An 18,473-nucleotide genomic window follows, 5' to 3' on the forward strand; every position below is an offset into this window, starting at 1 on the left:
TACCGCTCGGAAGCCGCGGGCTACGCCGCCGTGGCCGCCGCGCTCACCGAGACCGTCGACGCCGGGCACACCGTGGAGGCGCACCGCCTGGGCGAGCGCCGCGTCGCTCTGTCGGAACTCCGGATCAGGCAGTGGACGGCATGGGAGCGCTACACGCTCTGGCTGCGGTCGGTGCTCTTCCCGGTCATCAACATCACCCATGTGACCGTGCTCGCCTCCGTGCTGATGGTCGGCGGCGTGTTCGTCCTGCGGGGCTGGATCGGGGTCGGACAGCTGACCACGGGCGCGCTCATCGCGCAGATGCTCGTCGACCCGGTGGGACTGATCCTGCGCTGGTACGACGAGCTGCAGGTGGCGCAGGTGTCGCTGGCCCGGCTCGTCGGCGTCCGCGACATCGGACCGGACGCCGGGGACGCCTCGCTGGCCCCTGCCGGCCGGGACGTGCACGCGGACCGGGTGCGCTTCGGCTACCGGGAGGGCGTCGACGTGCTGCGCGAGGTGTCCTTGAAGGTCGCCCCGGGTACCCGGCTGGCCCTGGTCGGCCCCTCGGGCGCCGGCAAGTCCACGCTGGGCCGGCTGCTCGCCGGGGTCTACGCGCCGAGGGAGGGCCGGGTCGCCCTCGGCGGTGCCGAGCTCTCCCGGATGCCCGCCGAACGCGTCCGCGCCCACGTCGCCCTGGTCAACCAGGAGCATCACGTCTTCGTGGGCTCCCTGCGCGACAACCTGCTGCTCGCCCGCGCAGGCGCCGTCGATGCCGAACTGTGGGCGGCACTCGGCGCGGTCGACGCCGACGGCTGGGCACGTGCCCTGGAGGACGGCCTGGACACCGAGGTCGGCTCGGGCGGCTTCGCCCTCACCCCGGCCCAGGCCCAGCAGATCGCCCTGGCCCGCCTGGTCCTGGCCGACCCGCACACGCTGGTCCTGGACGAGGCGACCTCGCTCCTCGACCCGCGCGCGGCCCGGCACCTGGAGCGGTCCCTCGCCCGCGTCCTGGACGGCCGCACGGTCGTCGCCATCGCCCACCGGCTGCACACGGCCCACGACGCGGACGTCATCGCCGTGGTCGAGAGCGGCCGCATCAGCGAGCTGGGCACCCATGACGACCTGGTCGCCGCGGACGGCGCGTACGCGGCGCTGTGGCGGTCCTGGCACGGGTGAACGGACGAGGACGGCCCGCCGGAGAAGCCGGCGGGCCGGGGTCCGGTCCCGTCGGCTGCCCGGCCCGGGCTCGGGACGGCGCCCGGAACGGCAGCGCTCCGTGCCGCGGCCGTCGCCGTACATGCGTGCGGTCCTCGGGGACGGGGGTACGGGCCACGGCCCGCGGGGCGGGGACTGGTGCCGTGCCGTTGCGCGGGGACGAACAGGGGTGGAAGGCTGGAAGGCGGCAACGGCTCGGGGAGCGCCTGGGAACCGTCCGGTTCGCGCCGGGTGACAGCTGTGCCCCGCGCACCGGCAGCCGCCTGCCGGCCGCGGTGAGAACGGGCCCGTTCCCACCCCCTGGAGGTACCCGTGGACAGCGCCGACGGATGGGGAGACGACGTCTACCAGCCCGATGCCGACTCCGAGATCAAGGAAGACACAGGAGTGCTCGACTCGGAGGACACGCTGGAGTACGACGGTGTCGAGGACCCCCTGGACCGTGGCTGGTCCCCTCCCGAACGGCCGTGGGCGGTGGAGCACACCGGTGTGACCGCGGCCGAGCGCCGGCAGGGCGAGACCCTGGAGCAGCGTCTCTCCGAAGAGCTTCCCGACCCGGACGACCCGGACGGCGACGACATGGGCGACTGCGCGGGCACCGACGGGGAACTCCTGGACAACGAGGTCGGCGCCGCCCGCTCCGGCCGTCTCGTCGCCCCCGACGAGGGGGCGCACGAGGACGAGGAGAGCGCGTTGCTCGCCACCGACGTGGGCATCGACGGCGCGGCCGCCTCCGCAGAGGAGGCCGCGATGCACGTCGTCGACGAGGGCACCCCGTACAGCTGACCCGGCCGTCCCCGCGCCGTCGCCCCCTCCCCGGCCGTCTTCTTCCCCGCCGCACGAGGAGTTCCCATGCAGCAGGACAAGCATCCCGACTACCACCCCGTCGTCTTCCGCGACCGCTCCGCCGGCTACGCCTTCCTCACCCGGTCCACCGCCACCAGCGAGCAGACCATCGAGTGGGACGACGGCGAGACCTACCCGGTCGTGGACGTGGAGATCTCCTCGGAGAGTCACCCGTTCTACACCGGCAAGGCCCGCACGGTGGACTCCGAGGGCCGCGTCGCCCGGTTCGAGCGGCGCTACGGCGGCGGGCAGGGCACGGGCGGCGACGGAGCCGCGTGAGGCCGGGCCTCCCCCCGGACGGAGTGCCGGGCGGTCCCTCAGATGAAGTTCAGCGCGACCGCGCAGCCCACTCCGCCGAGCACCATGAACGCCGGCATCAACACCTTGAGCTCGACCCAGCTGCCCGCCCGGAACCGCATCGCCTTCGGCGGGCCGACGGGGTACCAGCGCCTGCGGCCCACCGGTATCGGCCACAGGATCGGACAGCCGGAGACGGTCAGCGCGTCCCCGATGTCGTGCACCAGCGCGCCCAGCACGATCGGCAGGCCGAGCCACAGGTACTCCTGGCCCTCGGCGGTGAACAGCCAGTTCGAGCCGTTGCCCGGCTGGTCGAGGATGTCCGCGAGGATCCAGGCGCTGGTCGCGGCCAGCAGCCACACCAGGATGTCGCTGCTGGAGCCGCGGGCAGCCCGCCACAACAGGCCCTCGATGGCCAGCACCATGTGCACGAAGAGAATCGCCAGCACCGCCCAGCGGCCACCGGTGATCGCCAGGACGGAGGTGCCCGTCCCGATCAGCACCGCCCACACCCAGGTGTGCGTCAGCGTCCGGTGCCCTCCGGAGCGGCGCGGGTCGCCCTTCATGCGCGTCGCCTTGTAGACGGCGTGGGACAGCTTCTCGACGATCTCGCACAGCCGGTACGAGATCGGTCCGAAGGCGCGCGAGATCGTCGCGGCCTTGTGGTCCAGATCCGGGGCGAGGGCGGCCCCGGCGCAGACCAGCGCACCGACCAGCAGGACCGGCCAGGGCATGGGGCGTCCGGCCGCGGCGGTCGCGGCTCCCACGCCCAGCCAGGCCGCGGCGCCCGACAGTGAGTGTGCTGGTCCCATCATGGCCGTTGCCCGCCCCATTCCTGTTGCTGCGCTGTCCAGTTGTCCCGGTGCGCCGATGTTCCGTCGGCAACACAGCGTAGCGGTCGTGATCTTCGGATCGGCAGCCGATTCCCGCCCCGGCCGGAGAGCCAGGCAAGATGGGTGGGTGACCCTCATCGATCAGCTCCCGCCGACCGCCGACCCCGATGCCCTGTACGAAGCCTTCGAATCCTGGGCCCAGGATCGCGGTCTCACGCTCTACCCCCACCAGGAGGAGGCGCTGATCGAAGTGGTTTCCGGGGCGAACGTGATCGTCTCCACTCCCACCGGATCCGGCAAGAGCATGATCGCCGCCGGCGCGCACTTCGCCGCGCTGGCCAGGGACGAGGTCACCTTCTACACGGCTCCGATCAAAGCGCTGGTGTCGGAGAAGTTCTTCGAGCTGTGCAAGCTGTTCGGCACCGAGAACGTCGGCATGCTCACCGGCGACGCCTCCGTGAACGCCGACGCGCCCGTCATCTGCTGCACGGCCGAGGTGCTGGCCTCGATCGCGCTGCGCGACGGCAAGCACGCCGATGTCGGCCAGGTCGTCATGGACGAGTTCCACTTCTACGCGGAGCCCGACCGCGGCTGGGCCTGGCAGATCCCGCTGCTGGAGTTGCCGCAGGCGCAGTTCGTGCTGATGTCGGCCACGCTCGGCGACGTCTCCTTCTTCGAGAAGGACCTGGCCCGCCGCACCGGCCGTCCCACCGCGGTGGTCCGCTCGGCCACCCGCCCGGTGCCACTCTCCTACGAGTACCGGCGCACGCCGCTCACCGAGACGCTCACCGATCTCCTCCAGACGCGCCAGGCCCCCGTGTACATCGTGCACTTCACCCAGGCCCAGGCCGTGGAGCGGGCGCAGGCGCTGATGAGCATCAACATGTGCTCGCGCGAGGAGAAGGAGCAGATCGCCGATCTGATCGGCAACTTCCGCTTCACCACCAGGTTCGGCCGCAACCTCTCCCGCTACGTCCGGCACGGCATCGGCGTGCACCACGCCGGCATGCTGCCCAAGTACCGACGGCTGGTGGAGAAGCTGGCGCAGGCCGGTCTGCTGAAGGTGATCTGCGGTACGGACACGCTCGGCGTGGGCGTCAACGTGCCGATCCGCACAGTGCTGTTCACGGCGCTGACCAAGTACGACGGCAGCCGCGTGCGCACGTTGCGCGCCCGTGAGTTCCACCAGATCGCCGGCCGGGCCGGACGCGCCGGCTTCGACACCGAGGGCTTCGTCGTCGCACAGGCCCCCGAGCACGTCATCGAGAACGAGAAGGCGCTCGCCAAGGCGGGCGACGACCCCAAGAAGCGCCGGAAGGTCGTCCGCAAGAAGGCACCTGAGGGGTTCGTCGGCTGGACGGACAACACCTTCGACAAGCTCATCGCCTCCGAGCCGGAGCCGCTGACCTCCCGTTTCCGTGTGACGCACACGATGCTGCTGTCGGTGATCGCCCGTCCCGGCAACGCCTTCACGGCGATGCGGCACCTGCTGGAGGACAACCACGAACCGCGCAAGCAGCAGCTGCGGCACATCCGGCGGGCCATCGCCATCTACCGCTCGCTGCTGGACGGCGGCATCGTCGAGAAGCTCGACCAGCCGGACTCCGAGGGCCGTATCGTGCGCCTCACGGTCGACCTTCAGCAGGACTTCGCGCTCAACCAGCCGCTGTCCACCTTCGCACTGGCCGCGTTCGAGCTGCTGGATCCCGAGTCGCCGTCCTACGCGCTGGACATGGTCTCCGTCGTGGAGTCCACGCTGGACGACCCGCGGCAGATCCTCGCCGCCCAGCAGAACAAGGCGCGGGGCGAGGCCGTGGCCGCCATGAAGGCGGATGGTGTCGAGTACGAGGAGCGCATGGAGCGCCTCCAGGACATCACCTACCCCAAGCCCCTGGAAGAGCTGCTCTTCCACGCCTACAACACCTACCGCAAGAGCCACCCCTGGGTCGGCGATCACCCGCTGTCGCCGAAGTCCGTGATCCGCGACATGTACGAACGGGCAATGTCGTTCACCGAGTTGGTCTCCTTCTACGAGCTCGCCCGCACCGAGGGCATCGTGCTGCGCTACCTGGCCAGCGCGTACAAGGCGCTGGAGCACACGGTCCCGGACGACCTGAAGTCCGAGGACCTGCAGGACCTGATCGCCTGGCTGGGCGAGATGGTGCGCCAGGTCGACTCCAGCCTGCTGGACGAGTGGGAGCAGCTGGCCAACCCGGAGGAGATGACCGCCGAGGAGGCCCAGGAGAAGGCCGACCAGGTCAAGCCGGTCACCGCCAACGCCCGCGCCTTCCGCGTCCTGGTCCGCAACGCCATGTTCCGCCGCGTCGAGCTCGCCGCCCTGGACCAGGTCGGGGAGCTGGGCGAGATGGACGCCGAGTCGGGGTGGGACGCCGAGGCGTGGGGCGAGGCGATGGACAAGTACTGGGAGGAGTACGAGGACCTGGGCACCGGTCCCGACGCCCGCGGCCCGAAGCTGCTGCTGATCGAGGAGGAGCCGCAGAACGGTCTGTGGCGAGTGCGGCAGATCTTCGACGATCCAGGCGGCGACCACGACTGGGGCATCAGCGCGGAGGTCGATCTGACCGCCTCCGACGCCGAGGGCCGCGCGGTCGTCCGCGTGACCGACGTCGGTCAGCTGTGAGCACAGGAGAACTCCGCGCATGACGGACATGGTGGACATGACGAATCCGGCCGAAAGACTCGTCGACCTGCTCGATCTGGAACGGATCGAGGTCAACATCTTCCGCGGTCGCAGCCCGCAGGAGTCCCTGCAGCGGGTCTTCGGCGGCCAGGTGGCCGGGCAGGCGCTGGTCGCCGCCGGACGCACCACGGACGGCGAGCGCCCGGTGCACTCGCTGCACGCGTACTTCCTGCGCCCGGGCCGGCCGGGGGTGCCGATCGTGTACCAGGTGGAGCGGGTACGCGACGGGCGGTCCTTCACCACCCGCCGGGTCACCGCCGTACAGCAGGGTCGCACGATCTTCAATCTGACCGCCTCCTTCCACAAGCCTGAACAGGGAAGCTTCGAACACCAGCTGCCGCCGGCCCGCGAGGTTCCGGACCCGGAGTCCCTGCCGACGGTCGCGGAGGAGATCCGGGAGCATTTGGGGGCGCTGCCCGAGCAGTTGGAGCGCATGGCGCGCCGCCAGCCGTTCGACATCCGGTATGCGGACCGGCTGCGCTGGAGCGCCGAGGACGTCAAGGACGCCGAGCCGCGCAGCGCCGTGTGGATGCGCGCGGTCGGGCCGCTCGGCGACGACCCGCTCGTGCACACCTGCGCGCTGACCTACGCCAGTGACATGACCCTGCTCGACGCGGTACGCATCCCGGTCGAGCCGCTGTGGGGTCCGCGGGGTTTCGACATGGCCTCGCTGGATCACGCCATGTGGTTCCACCGGCCGTTCCGGGCGGACGAGTGGTTCCTGTACGACCAGGAGTCGCCGATCGCGGTGGGCGGCCGGGGCCTTGCCCGGGGCCGCATCTACAACCTCGAGGGGCAACTGATCGTGTCCGTGGTGCAGGAGGGGCTGTTCCGCAAGGTGGGCTGACCTGCGGTTTCACCGACCATCGGTCGGCCCGCGCCGCGTCGTCCGACGCTCCGCGGGCCGGCCGTTACGACGTTCTCGCCGAGAACGAAGCAGGGGCCGTGGCCCGAGGCGCACCCCACCGCGTCTCATCGCGTTTCGTTGTACCCCACAGCGATTGCGCCCATAGTGTGCCGGCGAAGACGCGTGGTCTAGTCCACTTCGCCCGATGCCCCGCCCTCCCGATCGTCACTGAGGGCGTCGATGATGCGCTGCACCATCTGCTCCCGCTGGCCGTGGAGGCACTTGTAGTACGTGTCCATCAGGATCGCCACGCTGTGGCCTGAAGTTCCACCCTGCGCCTGGACAGCGGGTGTTTACGCTGCGGGGGTGAGGTCTTGCGTCGCCAGGGCTCTGGTTTCGAGTGGGGTGACGTAGCCATACTCGGGGTGCTTGCGCAAGCGGGTGCGGTTGTACTCGACCTCGATGAAGTGGAAGACGTCGGCCCGGGCGGCTTCGTGGGACTCCCAGACCGTGGCGCCAATCTCCGCTTTCAGCAGACCGAAAAAGCTTTCGGCAGCGGCGTTATCGTAACATGACCTAGTTCGTCCCATGCTCTGCCGCAGGCTCAACTCCTGTATAGGGAACGGTATTCACCAGATGTGTACTCCCTGGGTTCAACCAGTCGTTGCAACACTCCTGATCAGAGAGGTGTGTTGTGGGACGGCCAGCGGAGTGGATGACGGAGTTGACAGGGCGGTCGCCGATGAAGTCGCCGGGGCGGCCATCGACGCGGCGGGAGATCGAGCGACTGTTCTGGCTTGAGATAGCCAAGGGGCTGACCAGTGAGGATGCGGCTGTCGCCGTCGGGGCGGCGCCGGCGGTGGGCACACGGTGGTTCCGGCATGCTGGCGGGATGCCGCAGATCGATCTTGCCGTCTCGGGCCGCTATCTCTCGTTCGCCGAGCGGGAGGAGATCGCTCTGCTGCGCGTGCAAGGTGCTGGGGTACGGGAGATTGCCAAACAGCTGGGCCGGGCGCCTTCAACGATCTCCCGGGAACTGCGGCGCAACGCGGCCACACGTGGGGGCCGGCTCGAGTACCGGGCCTCGGTCGCGCAGTGGAAGGCCGACCTGGTGGCCCAGCGGCCGAAGGAGGCGAAGCTGGCCGGGAACGAGCGGCTGCGGGAGTATGTCCAGGACCGCTTGCTGGGCGTGATATGAGCCCCGGACGGCACGGTGCTTCCCGGGCCACAGGTCCCCGAGTGGAAGGGGCGCAACAAGCCCCATCGCGGAGATCGCCGGTGGGCGAACGCCTGGAGCCCGGAGCAGATTTCAGCCCGACTGAAGATCGACTTTCCTGAGGACAAGTCCATGCGCATCAGCCACGAGGCGATCTACCAGTCCCTCTACGTCGAGAGCCGCGGCGGTCTCAAGCGAGAGCTCGTGGCCTGCCTGCGCACCGGCCGCGCTCTGCGCGTTCCCCGGGCGAGGGCCCGCAACAAGCCGGGCGGCCACGTCACCGAGGAGGTGGTGATCAGTCAGCGGCCCGCCGAAGTGGCCGACCGCGCCGTGCCCGGCCACTGGGAAGGGGACCTGATCATCGGGCTGAACCGGTCGGCGATCGGGACTGTTGTGGAACGAACGACCCGCTACACGATGCTCGTTCACCTGCCGCGGGCCGAGGGTTACGGCACCGTCCCACGGACCAAGAACGGCCCCGCGCTGGGCGGCTATGGGGCCGTGGCCATGAAGGATGCCCTGGCCACCACGATGGCCACATTGCCCGACCAGCTTCGCCGCTCACTGACCTGGGATCGCGGCAAGGAGCTGTCCGCTCATGCCCAGCTCACGGTCGAGACCGGGCTGCCGGTCTACTTCGCGGACCCGCACGCTCCGTGGCAGCGGGCCACGAACGAGAACACCAACGGGCTGTTGCGCCAGTACTTTCCCAAGGGCACCGACCTGTCCCGATGGAACGGCGACGAACTGGCCGCCATCGCCACGGTCCTCAACTCCCGTCCCCGTAAAATCCTCGGCTGGAGGACACCCGCGGAAGCCCTCAATGATCATCTACGATCAGCATAAGCCGGTGTTGCGACGACCAGTTGAATCCGCCCTCCGAACCGCGGTCCGAGTGCGTGATACAGCCCTCCTTCAGCACGCCGCGGGCGGCGGCCATCCGCAGGGCATCGACGACGAGCCCGGCCCGGTGATGGTCGGCCATCGCATAGCCGATCACCTCGCGTGTGGCCAGATCGATGACCGTCGCCAGATACCACCAGCCGGCCAGCGTGGGCAGGTAGGTGATGTCGGAGACCAACTTCGTGCCGGGCTCGGCAGCGGTGAAATTTCGGCCGACCAGGTCCGGCGACGGCGCCGCCTTGGTGTCGGCCTTCGTCAGACTACGACGTCGGCGTCGCGTGATCCCGCGGATGCCGCGCTCCCGCATGATCTGCTCGACCTTCTTCCGGTTGATCGGCCGACCCTCGCGCCGCAGGACCGCGGTCACCCGCGGAGCACCGTAGGCGCCCCGCGATCCGGCATGGATCCGCCGGATCTCCCCGGTCAGCTCGTCCTCGGCCTCCTGCCGAGCCCCAGCGGCCTCACGACCCGCAAGGTAGGCATAGTAGGCCGAGCGGCCCACCCTCAGCACCCGGCACAGCAACGACACGCTGTACCCGCCGGGATTGGCCTCACTGGCCCTCTCCGCGTCGATGAACCGGTAGCGCGCGGCTACTTCGGCCTCTGCTGCGCGAAGAAGGCCGTCGCTTTTCCCAGCACCTCGATCGTCTGCTCCTGCTCGCGGACCTTGCGCCGCAGCCTCACGAGTTCCTCACGCTCCGCCGTCGTCAGCACACCAGCCGGCCCCTCACCCCGGTCGGTCTTCGCCTGCTTCACCCAGCCCCGCAGGCCCTCCGGACTCACGCCCAGGTCCCGGGCGACCTCGGTCACCGTCTTCTCCGAGGACAGCGCCAGCGCGACCGCGTCCCGCTTGAACTCGGCCGTGTACCGCTTGCTTGTATTGCTCTTCTTGCCCACTACCTGGAACTGCTTCCTCCGGGACCTGTCGTCCCAGTATCAGGCTGTCCAGGCCGAGGGTGGAACCTCAGGTCCCGGTCTCCAGGTGTCCACGATCAAGGGGAAGGTTCACTCCAGCCGTTCTCCAGCGGATCAGACGCGTTCCGGCACGCCGTTCGGGCAGGATGGCAGGCGATCTGCGACCTATACCGAGGAGCGCTCATGCAGGTGACTCAGGACCAGGTACTCGCCTGGCGGCTGCGGCAGCAGAGCCTTGCCCCGCGGGGGACGTCTTCCGTCGCGCGGCTGGTGCGGGAGCTCGCGGGGGTACAGGCACAGGTGGCCTCGTCCGCGGAGCTCGCCCTCGCCACCCGGCAGCAGAAACCGAAGGCCGATGCCGTCCAGAAGGCGCTCGACACTCGCGATGTGGTCAAGACCTGGGTCATGCGGGGCACGCTGCATCTCGTGGCGGCCGAGCACATGGCGGCCTATCTGTCGCTGATGGCGGCGGCACGGACCTGGGAGAAGCCCGCCTGGCAGCGGACGTTCGGGGTCACGCCGACGCAGATGGCGGCCCTTGGCGAAGCCGTCGACGACATCCTCGCCGGCCAGGCTCTCACCCGCCAGGAGCTCACCGAGGCCCTGGTCGCCCATGACAAATTCGCCTCCCTCGAGGCGCAGCTGACGTCCGGCTGGGGGACGGTGCTCAAGCCGCTGGCCTGGACGGGGAAGCTGTGCCACGGCCCGAACCAGGGCAACCGCATCACCTTCGCCTCGCCGCGCGACCGGGTACCTGGCTGGTCCGGGACGATCGAGCCGGAGGAGGCGGCCCGCACCGTGATCCCCGCGTACCTCGGGGCGCACGGGCCGGCGACGCCGGAGACCTTCGACGCCTGGCTGACGCGCAACGCGCACCGCAAGACCGCGGTGCGCAGCTGGTTCGCCTCGCTCGGCGAGGAGCTGGCAAAGGTGGAGGTGGACGGGACGGCGTGCTACATGCGTGCCGAGGACGTGGACGCGCTGGCGGCGGCCAAGCCGTCGAAGGAGGTACGGCTGCTGGCCGGGTTCGACCAGTACGTGCTGGGGCCGGGCACGTCCGACACGCGCATTCTGCGGGCGGAGCGGCGCAAGGCGGTGAGCCGTACGTCCGGCTGGATCACGCCCGTGGTGGTGTACCAGGGACGGGTCGCCGGGGTGTGGGAGATCACCGACGGGGCCGTGGACGTGCAGTTGTTCTCCGAGAGCCCCGAGGTGCCGAAGGAGGCGCTCGAGGCCGAGGTCGGGCACTTGGAGGCGTGCAACGGCCGGTCGTACGCGATGTCGGTACGGACCATCTGATGCTCGCCCCGGAGTGAACGGCGTTGGGGAGGAAGCGGAATCGCCGCTTCCTCCCCAACGCCGTGTTCAGTCCCTCCGGCAGCCCAAGCGCGGTGACGCGGGGCCGCCTGTCTCCGACCTTGCGGTCAGCGGGCCAGGGGTCGGCCCGGCATGAAGGCCGACAGCGGGGTCCTGCCGCCGTCCTCGGCCGTCGCCTGCCGCAGCACCGCCAGGACGTCCTCGATGCGTGCGAGTCCCGTCTCTCGGTGCCACAGACCGGTGTTGAGTTCTAGGGCCACGCTCAACCGGTCGGGCCGGGCCTGGCCGTGGAAGGACATCTCGTAGCGGGCGGTGCCGTGCGAGACGAGTTCGTACTCCGCCGTGATGTCCGGCAGGTCCAGCGGCATCCACATGGCCAGCTGGAGTTCGCAGGTGACCTGGAACAGGGGCTGGCGGCCGCCCGAGCGTTCCGGCCGCAGGGCGTCCACCATGTCGGCGACGGGGAGCCGCTGGTGGTCGTAGGCGTCGAGGAGCTGGTCGCTGACACGGCGCTGGAAGTCGGCGAACGTCGGGTCTCCCGAGCAGTCGACGCGCAACGGCAGCACGTTGAGGAAGCAGCCCATGAGCCGGTCGGCGCCGGGCTGGGTGCGGTTCTCGCAAGGGAGGCCGATCACGATGTCGTTCTCGCCGCTGAGTCGGTGCAGCACGGTGAGGACGGCGGTGAGGAACACCGTGAAGACAGTGGTCTGCCGATTCCTTGCCGCTTCCGACATGCCGGAGAGCAGTTCCCCAGGTGCCCAGCCCTGGAGGAACTCCCCCACCTGACCGATGTCCGCCGTCCGCGGCCGGTCGGTGTCGAGGTGCAGGTCGTGGGCTCCGGTCAGCCGTCGCACCCAGTAGCGGCGCAGGCGTTCGCCCTCCGGTCCGGCGAGCATGGCGCGCTCGTCCGCGACAATGTCGGCGATTCCGGTGGTGAGCGGCGGCAGCCGGTGGGCGCATCCTTCGGTGCGGGCCCGGTAGAACTCGGACAGCTCCTGCATGAACAGCGTCATCGACACCTCGTCGGTGACGAGGTGATGGAACAGCAGGTGCAGTACGTGCTCCTCCTTGCCCAGCCGGACCAGACGGACCTTCAGCAGCGGGCCATGCTCCAGGTCGAGGGGGGTGTGGGCGGTCTCCTCGCGCAGCCTGGCGGCTTCCCGGGCACGTTCCTCCCGCGATTCCGTTCCGGACAGGTCGATCAGCGGGACGGGCACGTCCAGATGCGGCACGATGCGCTGGCGGGGTTCGGCGTCGACCTCGACGAAAGTGCTGCGCAGGGCCTCCTGCCGGGCCACGACGTCCGCGACCGCTCCTTGGAGCGCGACGGTGTCGAGCGGGCCGTTCAGGGTGAGGAGCATCGGCACGGTGTGGGTGAGCGTTCCGGGGTTCTTCTGCTCGGACAGCCAGATCTGGAGCTGGGAGGCGGCGAGCGGGACGAGCCGCTCGGTGTCGGCGAGGGGAGGCTGTGCCCCAGCCGTCCGGGCGTCGTCCGGTGCGGGCTCCGTGTCGGCCAGACTGCCGGTCAGCTGGGCGACGCCGCGGACGAGTTCGTCGATCTCCGGGTACATACGCTGGATCTCGGCGGTCAGCAGCGCGGGCGTGGGGTTCTCGAAGAGGGTGCGCAGGGGCAGTCGTACCGCGAAGGTCTCCCCGATCCGGCCGACGAGCTTCGCGGACAGCATGGAGTGTCCGCCCATGACGAAGAAGTCGTCATCCGGGCCGACGTCCGGCACGTCCAGCTCCTGCGCCCAGACCTCGCGGACCAGGGAGAGCAGCACCGAGTCGGCCGACGGTACCCGGCCGCTCTCCTCCTCGTCACGGTGAGTGTCGTCTTCGTCGGAGAGCTCGACGGCGGTGACGGGGAGGACGGAGAGCCGAAGGCCGGGGTCCTCGGACCAGGCGCGCAGCACGGCCGCGTACTCGGTGAAGAGGAGGCCGATCTCGTCCGCGGTGAACAGCTCGGTGTCGTACTCGACCCAGGCGCGCAGCCGGCCGGGGCCCAGGTCGATCTCGGTGATGGTGTCAAGGCGACCGCGGGTGCGGTCCACCTCGAAGGGCTCGGCGGCCGCGGCGCCGAAGCGTGGCGTGGACACAGGGGAGAGGCGGGGCAGGAAGAGATGCTGGAGGAGGGCGTTGCGGCTGCCGGAGCGGCTGCCGCCGGGGAGTACGGTCTCGACGATCCGGCCGAGGCTGATCCGTCCGTGGCCGGCCGCAGCGGATACGGCACGGCCGGTGCGGCCGATGAGCTCTTCGAAGCCGGGGTCCGCGGAGGCGTCCAGGCGGACGGGTACGGTGTTGGCGAACTGGCCGACGACCTGTTCGATTTCGGGCAGGTTCCGGCCCGGCACCATGGTGCCGAGGAGGAAGTCGTCGCGGCCGGTGCGGCGGGCGACGAGCCCGGCGAAGGCGGCAAGCGCCGTGACGTAGCCGGAGGTGCGGTGCCTCCTGGCGAGGGCGAGCAGCCGGTCGGCGAGGTCGTCGCCGAGGTGGAACTCCACGCGGGCGCCCACGGTGCCCTTCCGCGCGGGTCGTGGGCGGCCCGCACGCAGGTCGAGGACATCCGGCACGTCCAGCAGGGTCTCTTGCCAGTGGGCCAGCTCCGCGCTCTCCACCGTGTCGCGGGTGTCGCGCTCCCAAACAGCGAAGTCGCCGAACTGCAGGGCGGGTTCTGGGACGGAGGAGATCCGGCCCTCGGTGAACGCCTCGTAGTCGCGGACGATCTCGTCGAGGACGAGGGCGGCGGAGGTGGCGTCGCACACCACGTGGTGGCAGGCGAGGACGAACACCGACGTCCCCTCGTCGGCGTCGATGAGCATGGCTCGCAGCAGCGGCCCCTCGGCGAGGTCAACGGGCCGCTCCACGAAGTCGGTGGCCGCGGCCCGCGTGGCCTCCTCCCGGTGCTCGGGCGGGATGCCGAGCACGCTGGCGAACGTCAGCGGGGCCTTGTCGGGTGGAGGCAGCACCCGCATCACCGGAATGCCGTCCGGCGCGGGGACCACCGTGCGCAGCGCCTCGTGGCGTGCGACGGCGGCGAGCAGTGCCCGCCCCAGGGCCGCACGGTCTACGGGGCCGGTCAGCCGCAACCCGCCGGACTCGGTGTAGAGGGTCCGGCCCGTCTCCATGTTCTCGGCGAACCACAGCTGGGTCTGGACAGGAGTGAGGGGCAACTGCTCGTCTTCGGGGTGCATCTCAGGGGGTTCTCCTTGGTCTGTGGTCTCTTGTGGTGCGGGACTCACTCGTCGCCGAGCGCGGCGAGCATCGCGTCGATCTCGGCCTCGCTCATCCCGGCGAGGGCGATCTCGCGGTCCGCCGCCAGTCCGGCACCCACCGCGTAGGAGCCGATGCCCGTGTCGATCTCGGTGGCCATCTCGCGCAGGCCGGGGTGCTGGAAGAGACCGGCGATGGGCACCTCGCGGCCGAGCCGTTCGCGGATGCGGGAGACCAGCTGGACGACCATCAGGGAGTGGCCGCCGATCTGGAAGAAGTCGTCTTCCAGGCCTACTTGGAGAACGCTGAGGAGTTCCTGCCAGATGGCGGCGAGTGCCTTCTCGGTGTCGGTCTCCGGCGGCACATGGACCCGGGCCCGGGCGTCGGGGCCGGCTCCGGGTTCGGGCAGGGCCCGCCGGTCGACCTTGCCGTTGCGGGTGAGAGGGATCGCCTCCAGGGTCTCGTAGACGGTGGGGACCATCCACTCGGGCAGCCCGCGGCTGAGAGCCCGGCGCAGCTCGCGGCCCGTGACCTCCGCCCCTTCGGCCGGGACGACGTAGGCGATCAGCCGCTGGCTGCCGGTGGTGTCGGCCCGGGTGACGACGACGGCGTCGACGATGCCGGGGAGCGAGAGAAGGGCCGAGCGGATCTCGCCGAGCTCGATCCGGTGGCCGCGGATCTTGACCTGGCCGTCGGCGCGTCCGAGGTAGCACAGTTCACCGCCGGGCACCCGCCGGGCGAGGTCGCCGCTGCGGTACATCCGGGCGCCGGGCTCGGTGCCGAAGGGGTCGGGGAGCATCCGGTCGGCGGTGAGGCCGGGCCGGCCGAGGTAGCCGAGGGCGACGCCGGCTCCGCCGACGAAGAGCTCCCCCGAGACGCCGGGCGGGACGGGGTTCAGGTTCTCGTCGAGGACGTACAGGGCGAGGTCACGCAGGGGGTCGCCGATGACCGAGTCGGTCCTGGCCACGTCGGCCGCGGTGATGCGCCGGTGGGTGACATGGACGGTGGTCTCGGTGATGCCGTACATGTTGACGAGGGACGGCGTGCTGTCGCCGTACGCGGCGAACCAGTCAGTGAGGACGGTCGGGTCGAGGGCCTCGCCGCCGAACACCACGTATCTCAGGGAGAGTTTCAGCCTTCGCTCCAGGACGATCCGGCTGACCTGGGCGAAGGAGGACGGTGTCTGGTTGAGGACGGTGACGCGTTCCTCGGCGAGGAGTGCGGCGAACTCGTCGGCGGCGCGGGTCACCCAGTGGGGTACGACGACGAGTCGGCCGCCGTGCAGCAGGGCACCCCACAGCTCCCAGACGGAGAAGTCGAACGCGTGGGAGTGGAACATCGTCCAGACGTCGTCGGGGCCGAAGTCGAAGTGCTCCTCGGCTGAGGTGAAAAGACGCAGAGCGTTGGCGTGGCTGACGACGACGCCCTTGGGTACGCCGGTGGAGCCGGAGGTGTAGATGATGTACGCCGGTGCGCCGGAGTTCACCGCGGGGGCGGCCACGGGTGTGTCGGGGAAGAGGGCGAGGGGGTCGCCGCTCTCGTCGGGGCCTTCATCGAGCAGCAGGGCGGGCGGGGTGGAGTCGGGGTAGCGGGCGGCCAGGTCGGACGTGGTGACGACGGCGGCGCAGCTCGCGTCGGCGAACTGGACGGCGGTGCGCTCGGGCGGGTTGTCGGCGTCGACGGGGACGTACGCGGCGCCGGTCTTGAGCACGCCGAGGAGGGCGGCCGGCAGGTCGGCGCACCGGTCGAGGTGGACGCCGACGTTTCGGCCGGGACCCGCGCCGAGCGCGCGCAGCGCGTGGGCGAAGCGGTTGGAACGGCGGTCCAGGGCCGCGTAGTCCTGCTGCTCGCCCTCGAAGGTGACGGCGGTACGGGTGGCATACCGGGCCGCTGTGGCGGCGAACCGTTCGTGGAGGGTGGTGTCGGCGCCGGCCGGTGGGGCTGCGGGCGTGCCGAGGAGTCGAACGCGTTCCTGGACGCCGAGGAGGTCGAGGTCGGCGACGGGGGTGTCGGGGCGCCGGACGGCGTCTTCGAGCAGGCGGTGCATCCGGTCGAAGAACGATCCGAGGGTGCTGTCGTCGAACAGCTCGTCGTTGTAGGGGAGATAACCGGTGACGGTGCCGTCCTCGGCCCACAGCTCGGCCATCATGTCGTAGTGCGTCGCGCCGCCGCCGAGGTCGGCGTACTCCACGGTGGTGCCCGGGATGGCCGGTGGCACAGGTGGGGCGTCGCGCAGACTGAAGGAGGTCTGGAAGACGGGCGTGGAGCCGGGGCTGCGGCGGGTGTTGAGGGCCTGCACCAGCATCTCGAACGGCAGGTCCTGGTGGGCGAAGGCCTCGTTCGACGCCTGGGTGACCCGACGCAGCAGCTCGCGGAACGAGGGCCGGTCACCGACCTGGACGCGGATGGGCAGCCAGTTGAGGAAGTAGCCGATCATCGACTGCACTTCGGGACGGCTGCGTCCGGCGACGGGGACGCCGACCACGATGTCGTCCTGGCGTACGTGCCGGGACAGTGCGGCGAAGTAACCGGCGAGGAAGGCCTGGTGGAGGGTGGCTCCCTCGGCGCCGGCGAGGTCGCGTACGGAGCGGGTGAGGGCGGGGGCGAAGCGGACGGGGTGGAAGCGGCCGCGGGTGCGGCGCTCCACGGTGCGGGGGCGGTCGAGGGGCAGTTCGAGGAGTTCGGGGGCGTCGGCCAGGGTGTCCCGCCAGAAGTCCAGTTCGCGCTGCAGGTTCTCGCCGGTGAGCGTCTCCCGCTGCCAGTGTGCGAAGTCCGGGTAGTGGAGGGACGGGACGGCGGGAGCGGGGGTGCCGTCGCGCTCCGAGGCGTACAGGGCGCCGATCTCGTTGAGCAGGATGCCGAGGGACCAGTAGTCGGAGACGATGTGGTGCTGCACTATCAGCAGCAGCCACTCCTGCGCGGCGGTGCGGTAGAGGCGGACGCGCAGGAGCGGGCCGCGCTCCAGGTCGAAGGGTTCGAGGACGGCGTCGGCGGCGCGTTGTTCCGCCCGGTGGCGGGCGTCGGGGTACTCGGTCAGGTCGTCGACGGTCATCGGGATGTCGACCCGGTCGAGCACGGTCTGCACGGGGCCCTGCGCAGTCTCGGTGAACACGGTCCGCAGCGACTCGTGCCGCTGCGCGGTGTGCTGCAGGGCGCGCCGCAGGGCGTCGGGGTCGAGCGGCCCGTGCAGACGCAGAGCCGTCGGCACGTGGAAGACCTCGCGGAACGGCACCAGTCGGTCCATGAACCAGAGGCGTTCCTGCTCGTACGAGAGCGCCAGCCCGGTGACCCCGGCGGGCCGCCGCCAGATCCCCCGCTCCTGCGGCGGACCCTCCCCGGCGCCCTCGGCGAGCAGCCGGAGGACAAGGTCACGTCGTCGCGGATCGAGGGCGGCGAGCCGTCGCGCGACGTCGCCGTCCAGTGTCAGGGCCAGGTCTGTCATGGCGGACTCCATCGGGTGAACCGGGTCTTCGAGGTGGGTGCGGGGGCAGCGGGCCGGGGCACGGCCGGCAGTCAGCGGGCGGTGAAGCCGCCGTCTACGACGAGGCAGGTTCCGGTGACGCCGCCGGCACTGTCGGCGGCGAGCCAGAGGACGGCTTCGGACACCTCCTGGGCGGTGACCAGGCGGCGCAGTGCGTGGTATGAGGCGGAGCTGCGCTCGTAGTCCTCCAGAGAGCTGCCGATGGACGCGGCGACGGCCGCGGTGCTCTCCGTACACAGCGCCGGATCGGCCTCGACGGTGGTCGGGCAGACGGCGTTGACGCGGATACCGAGCCGTCCGTACTCCAGAGCCAGCGCCTTGGTCAGGCCGACGACGGCGTGCTTGGAGGCGACGTAGCTGGAGAACATCTCGAAGGCGACGAGCCCTCCGGTGGAGGCGGTGTTCACGATGGCGCCGCTACGCCGCGCGGCCATGTGCGGGAGCACCGCGCGGGCGCAGCGCCAGGTGCCGTTGAGGTTGACGTCGATGACGAGCTGCCAGTCCTCCTCGGAGAGTTCGTGCGACATGACGCCGCCGGGGGCGAGCAGTCCGGCGTTGTTGACGAGGACGTCGATGGAGCCGAACTCGTCGATTCCGGCGGCCGTGGCCGCGTCGACCTGTGCCTGGTCTCGGACGTCGGCGACCGCGGTGACCACCCGGCTGCCGAGGCGGCGGCAGTCTCGCGCCGTCTCCTCCAGAAGCTTGCGGCC

14 protein-coding genes and 1 pseudogene are annotated in these 18,473 nt (G+C 70.5%); 7 read left to right on the top strand and 8 right to left on the bottom strand.

The genetic code is table 11. The features are described 5' to 3' along the window. The 3 genes from RH94_RS42960 to RH94_RS10245 form a co-directional block, all read left to right on the top strand. On the top strand, positions 1-1,158 hold a 1,158-nt coding region (locus RH94_RS42960), incomplete at its 5' end, for an ABC transporter ATP-binding protein (protein ID WP_234425670.1). Positions 1,159-1,509: 351 nt separating this feature from the next. Next, positions 1,510-1,983 carry a DUF5709 domain-containing protein gene (locus tag RH94_RS10240; protein ID WP_073947312.1) on the top strand — a complete coding sequence of 158 codons (474 nt, stop codon included), beginning with the start codon at positions 1,510-1,512 and terminating at the stop codon, positions 1,981-1,983. A 66-nt stretch (positions 1,984-2,049) separates the two neighbouring features. After that, a complete protein-coding gene (locus tag RH94_RS10245) occupies positions 2,050-2,322 on the top strand; it encodes a type B 50S ribosomal protein L31 (RefSeq protein WP_073947313.1) in 273 nt (90 codons plus the stop codon). A 38-nt stretch (positions 2,323-2,360) separates the two neighbouring features. Here RH94_RS10245 and RH94_RS10250 read toward each other — a convergent pair whose 3' ends face one another. Further along, positions 2,361-3,155: a metal-dependent hydrolase gene (locus RH94_RS10250; protein ID WP_073947314.1), complete on the bottom strand. Its 795-nt coding sequence runs from the start codon at positions 3,153-3,155 to the stop codon at positions 2,361-2,363. Positions 3,156-3,300: 145 nt separating this feature from the next. Here RH94_RS10250 and RH94_RS10255 point away from each other — a divergent pair, with 145 nt between their 5' ends. Next, positions 3,301-5,814 (top strand): DEAD/DEAH box helicase, encoded by a 2,514-nt coding sequence (locus RH94_RS10255; RefSeq protein WP_073947315.1) that lies wholly within the window; start codon positions 3,301-3,303, stop codon positions 5,812-5,814. 37 nt (positions 5,815-5,851) lie between these two features. Beyond that, positions 5,852-6,721, top strand: a complete 870-nt coding sequence (locus RH94_RS10260; protein ID WP_073947368.1) for an acyl-CoA thioesterase — start codon at positions 5,852-5,854, stop codon at positions 6,719-6,721. A gap of 188 nt (positions 6,722-6,909) precedes the next feature. On the opposite strand, the gene RH94_RS46100 is transcribed toward RH94_RS10260, so the two are convergent. Beyond that, the gene (locus RH94_RS46100) at positions 6,910-7,032 is read right to left on the bottom strand and encodes a hypothetical protein (protein ID WP_267893352.1); all 123 of its coding nucleotides are present in this window, start codon (positions 7,030-7,032) and stop codon (positions 6,910-6,912) included. A gap of 42 nt (positions 7,033-7,074) precedes the next feature. Next, positions 7,075-7,329: an integrase core domain-containing protein gene (locus RH94_RS10265; RefSeq protein WP_073947316.1), complete on the bottom strand. Its 255-nt coding sequence runs from the start codon at positions 7,327-7,329 to the stop codon at positions 7,075-7,077. Positions 7,330-7,436: 107 nt separating this feature from the next. On the opposite strand from RH94_RS10265, the pseudogene RH94_RS10270 reads away from it, so the two are divergent. Beyond that, positions 7,437-8,783: pseudogene (locus RH94_RS10270) on the top strand (IS30 family transposase). Here RH94_RS10270 and RH94_RS10275 read toward each other — a convergent pair. Together RH94_RS10275 and RH94_RS10280 are read right to left on the bottom strand one after the other, a co-directional pair. Then, a complete protein-coding gene (locus RH94_RS10275; RefSeq protein WP_107428678.1) occupies positions 8,758-9,414 on the bottom strand; it encodes an IS3 family transposase in 657 nt (218 codons plus the stop codon). The pseudogene RH94_RS10270 and the gene RH94_RS10275 sit on opposite strands and share 26 nt — an antisense overlap. Positions 9,415-9,431: 17 nt before the next feature. Further along, a complete protein-coding gene (locus RH94_RS10280; protein ID WP_073947317.1) occupies positions 9,432-9,737 on the bottom strand; it encodes a transposase in 306 nt (101 codons plus the stop codon). Positions 9,738-9,938: 201 nt separating this feature from the next. Here RH94_RS10280 and RH94_RS10285 point away from each other — a divergent pair, with 201 nt between their 5' ends. Next, the gene (locus RH94_RS10285) at positions 9,939-11,054 is read left to right on the top strand and encodes a winged helix DNA-binding domain-containing protein (protein ID WP_073947318.1); all 1,116 of its coding nucleotides are present in this window, start codon (positions 9,939-9,941) and stop codon (positions 11,052-11,054) included. Positions 11,055-11,179: 125 nt separating this feature from the next. Here RH94_RS10285 and RH94_RS10290 read toward each other — a convergent pair whose 3' ends face one another. The 3 genes from RH94_RS10290 to RH94_RS10300 all read right to left on the bottom strand — a co-directional run. After that, positions 11,180-14,263, bottom strand: coding sequence for a condensation domain-containing protein (locus tag RH94_RS10290; protein WP_073947319.1), 3,084 nt, complete (start codon positions 14,261-14,263; stop codon positions 11,180-11,182). 44 nt (positions 14,264-14,307) lie between these two features. Next, positions 14,308-17,724, bottom strand: a complete 3,417-nt coding sequence (locus RH94_RS10295) for a non-ribosomal peptide synthetase (protein WP_073947320.1) — start codon at positions 17,722-17,724, stop codon at positions 14,308-14,310. A 71-nt stretch (positions 17,725-17,795) separates the two neighbouring features. Next, positions 17,796-18,473, bottom strand: a 678-nt coding sequence (locus RH94_RS10300; RefSeq protein WP_199880917.1) for an SDR family oxidoreductase, incomplete at its 5' end; no start/stop codon positions are given.

Source organism: Streptomyces kebangsaanensis (genome assembly GCF_001906585.1).
Classification (GTDB): Bacteria; Actinomycetota; Actinomycetes; order Streptomycetales; family Streptomycetaceae; genus Streptomyces; species Streptomyces kebangsaanensis.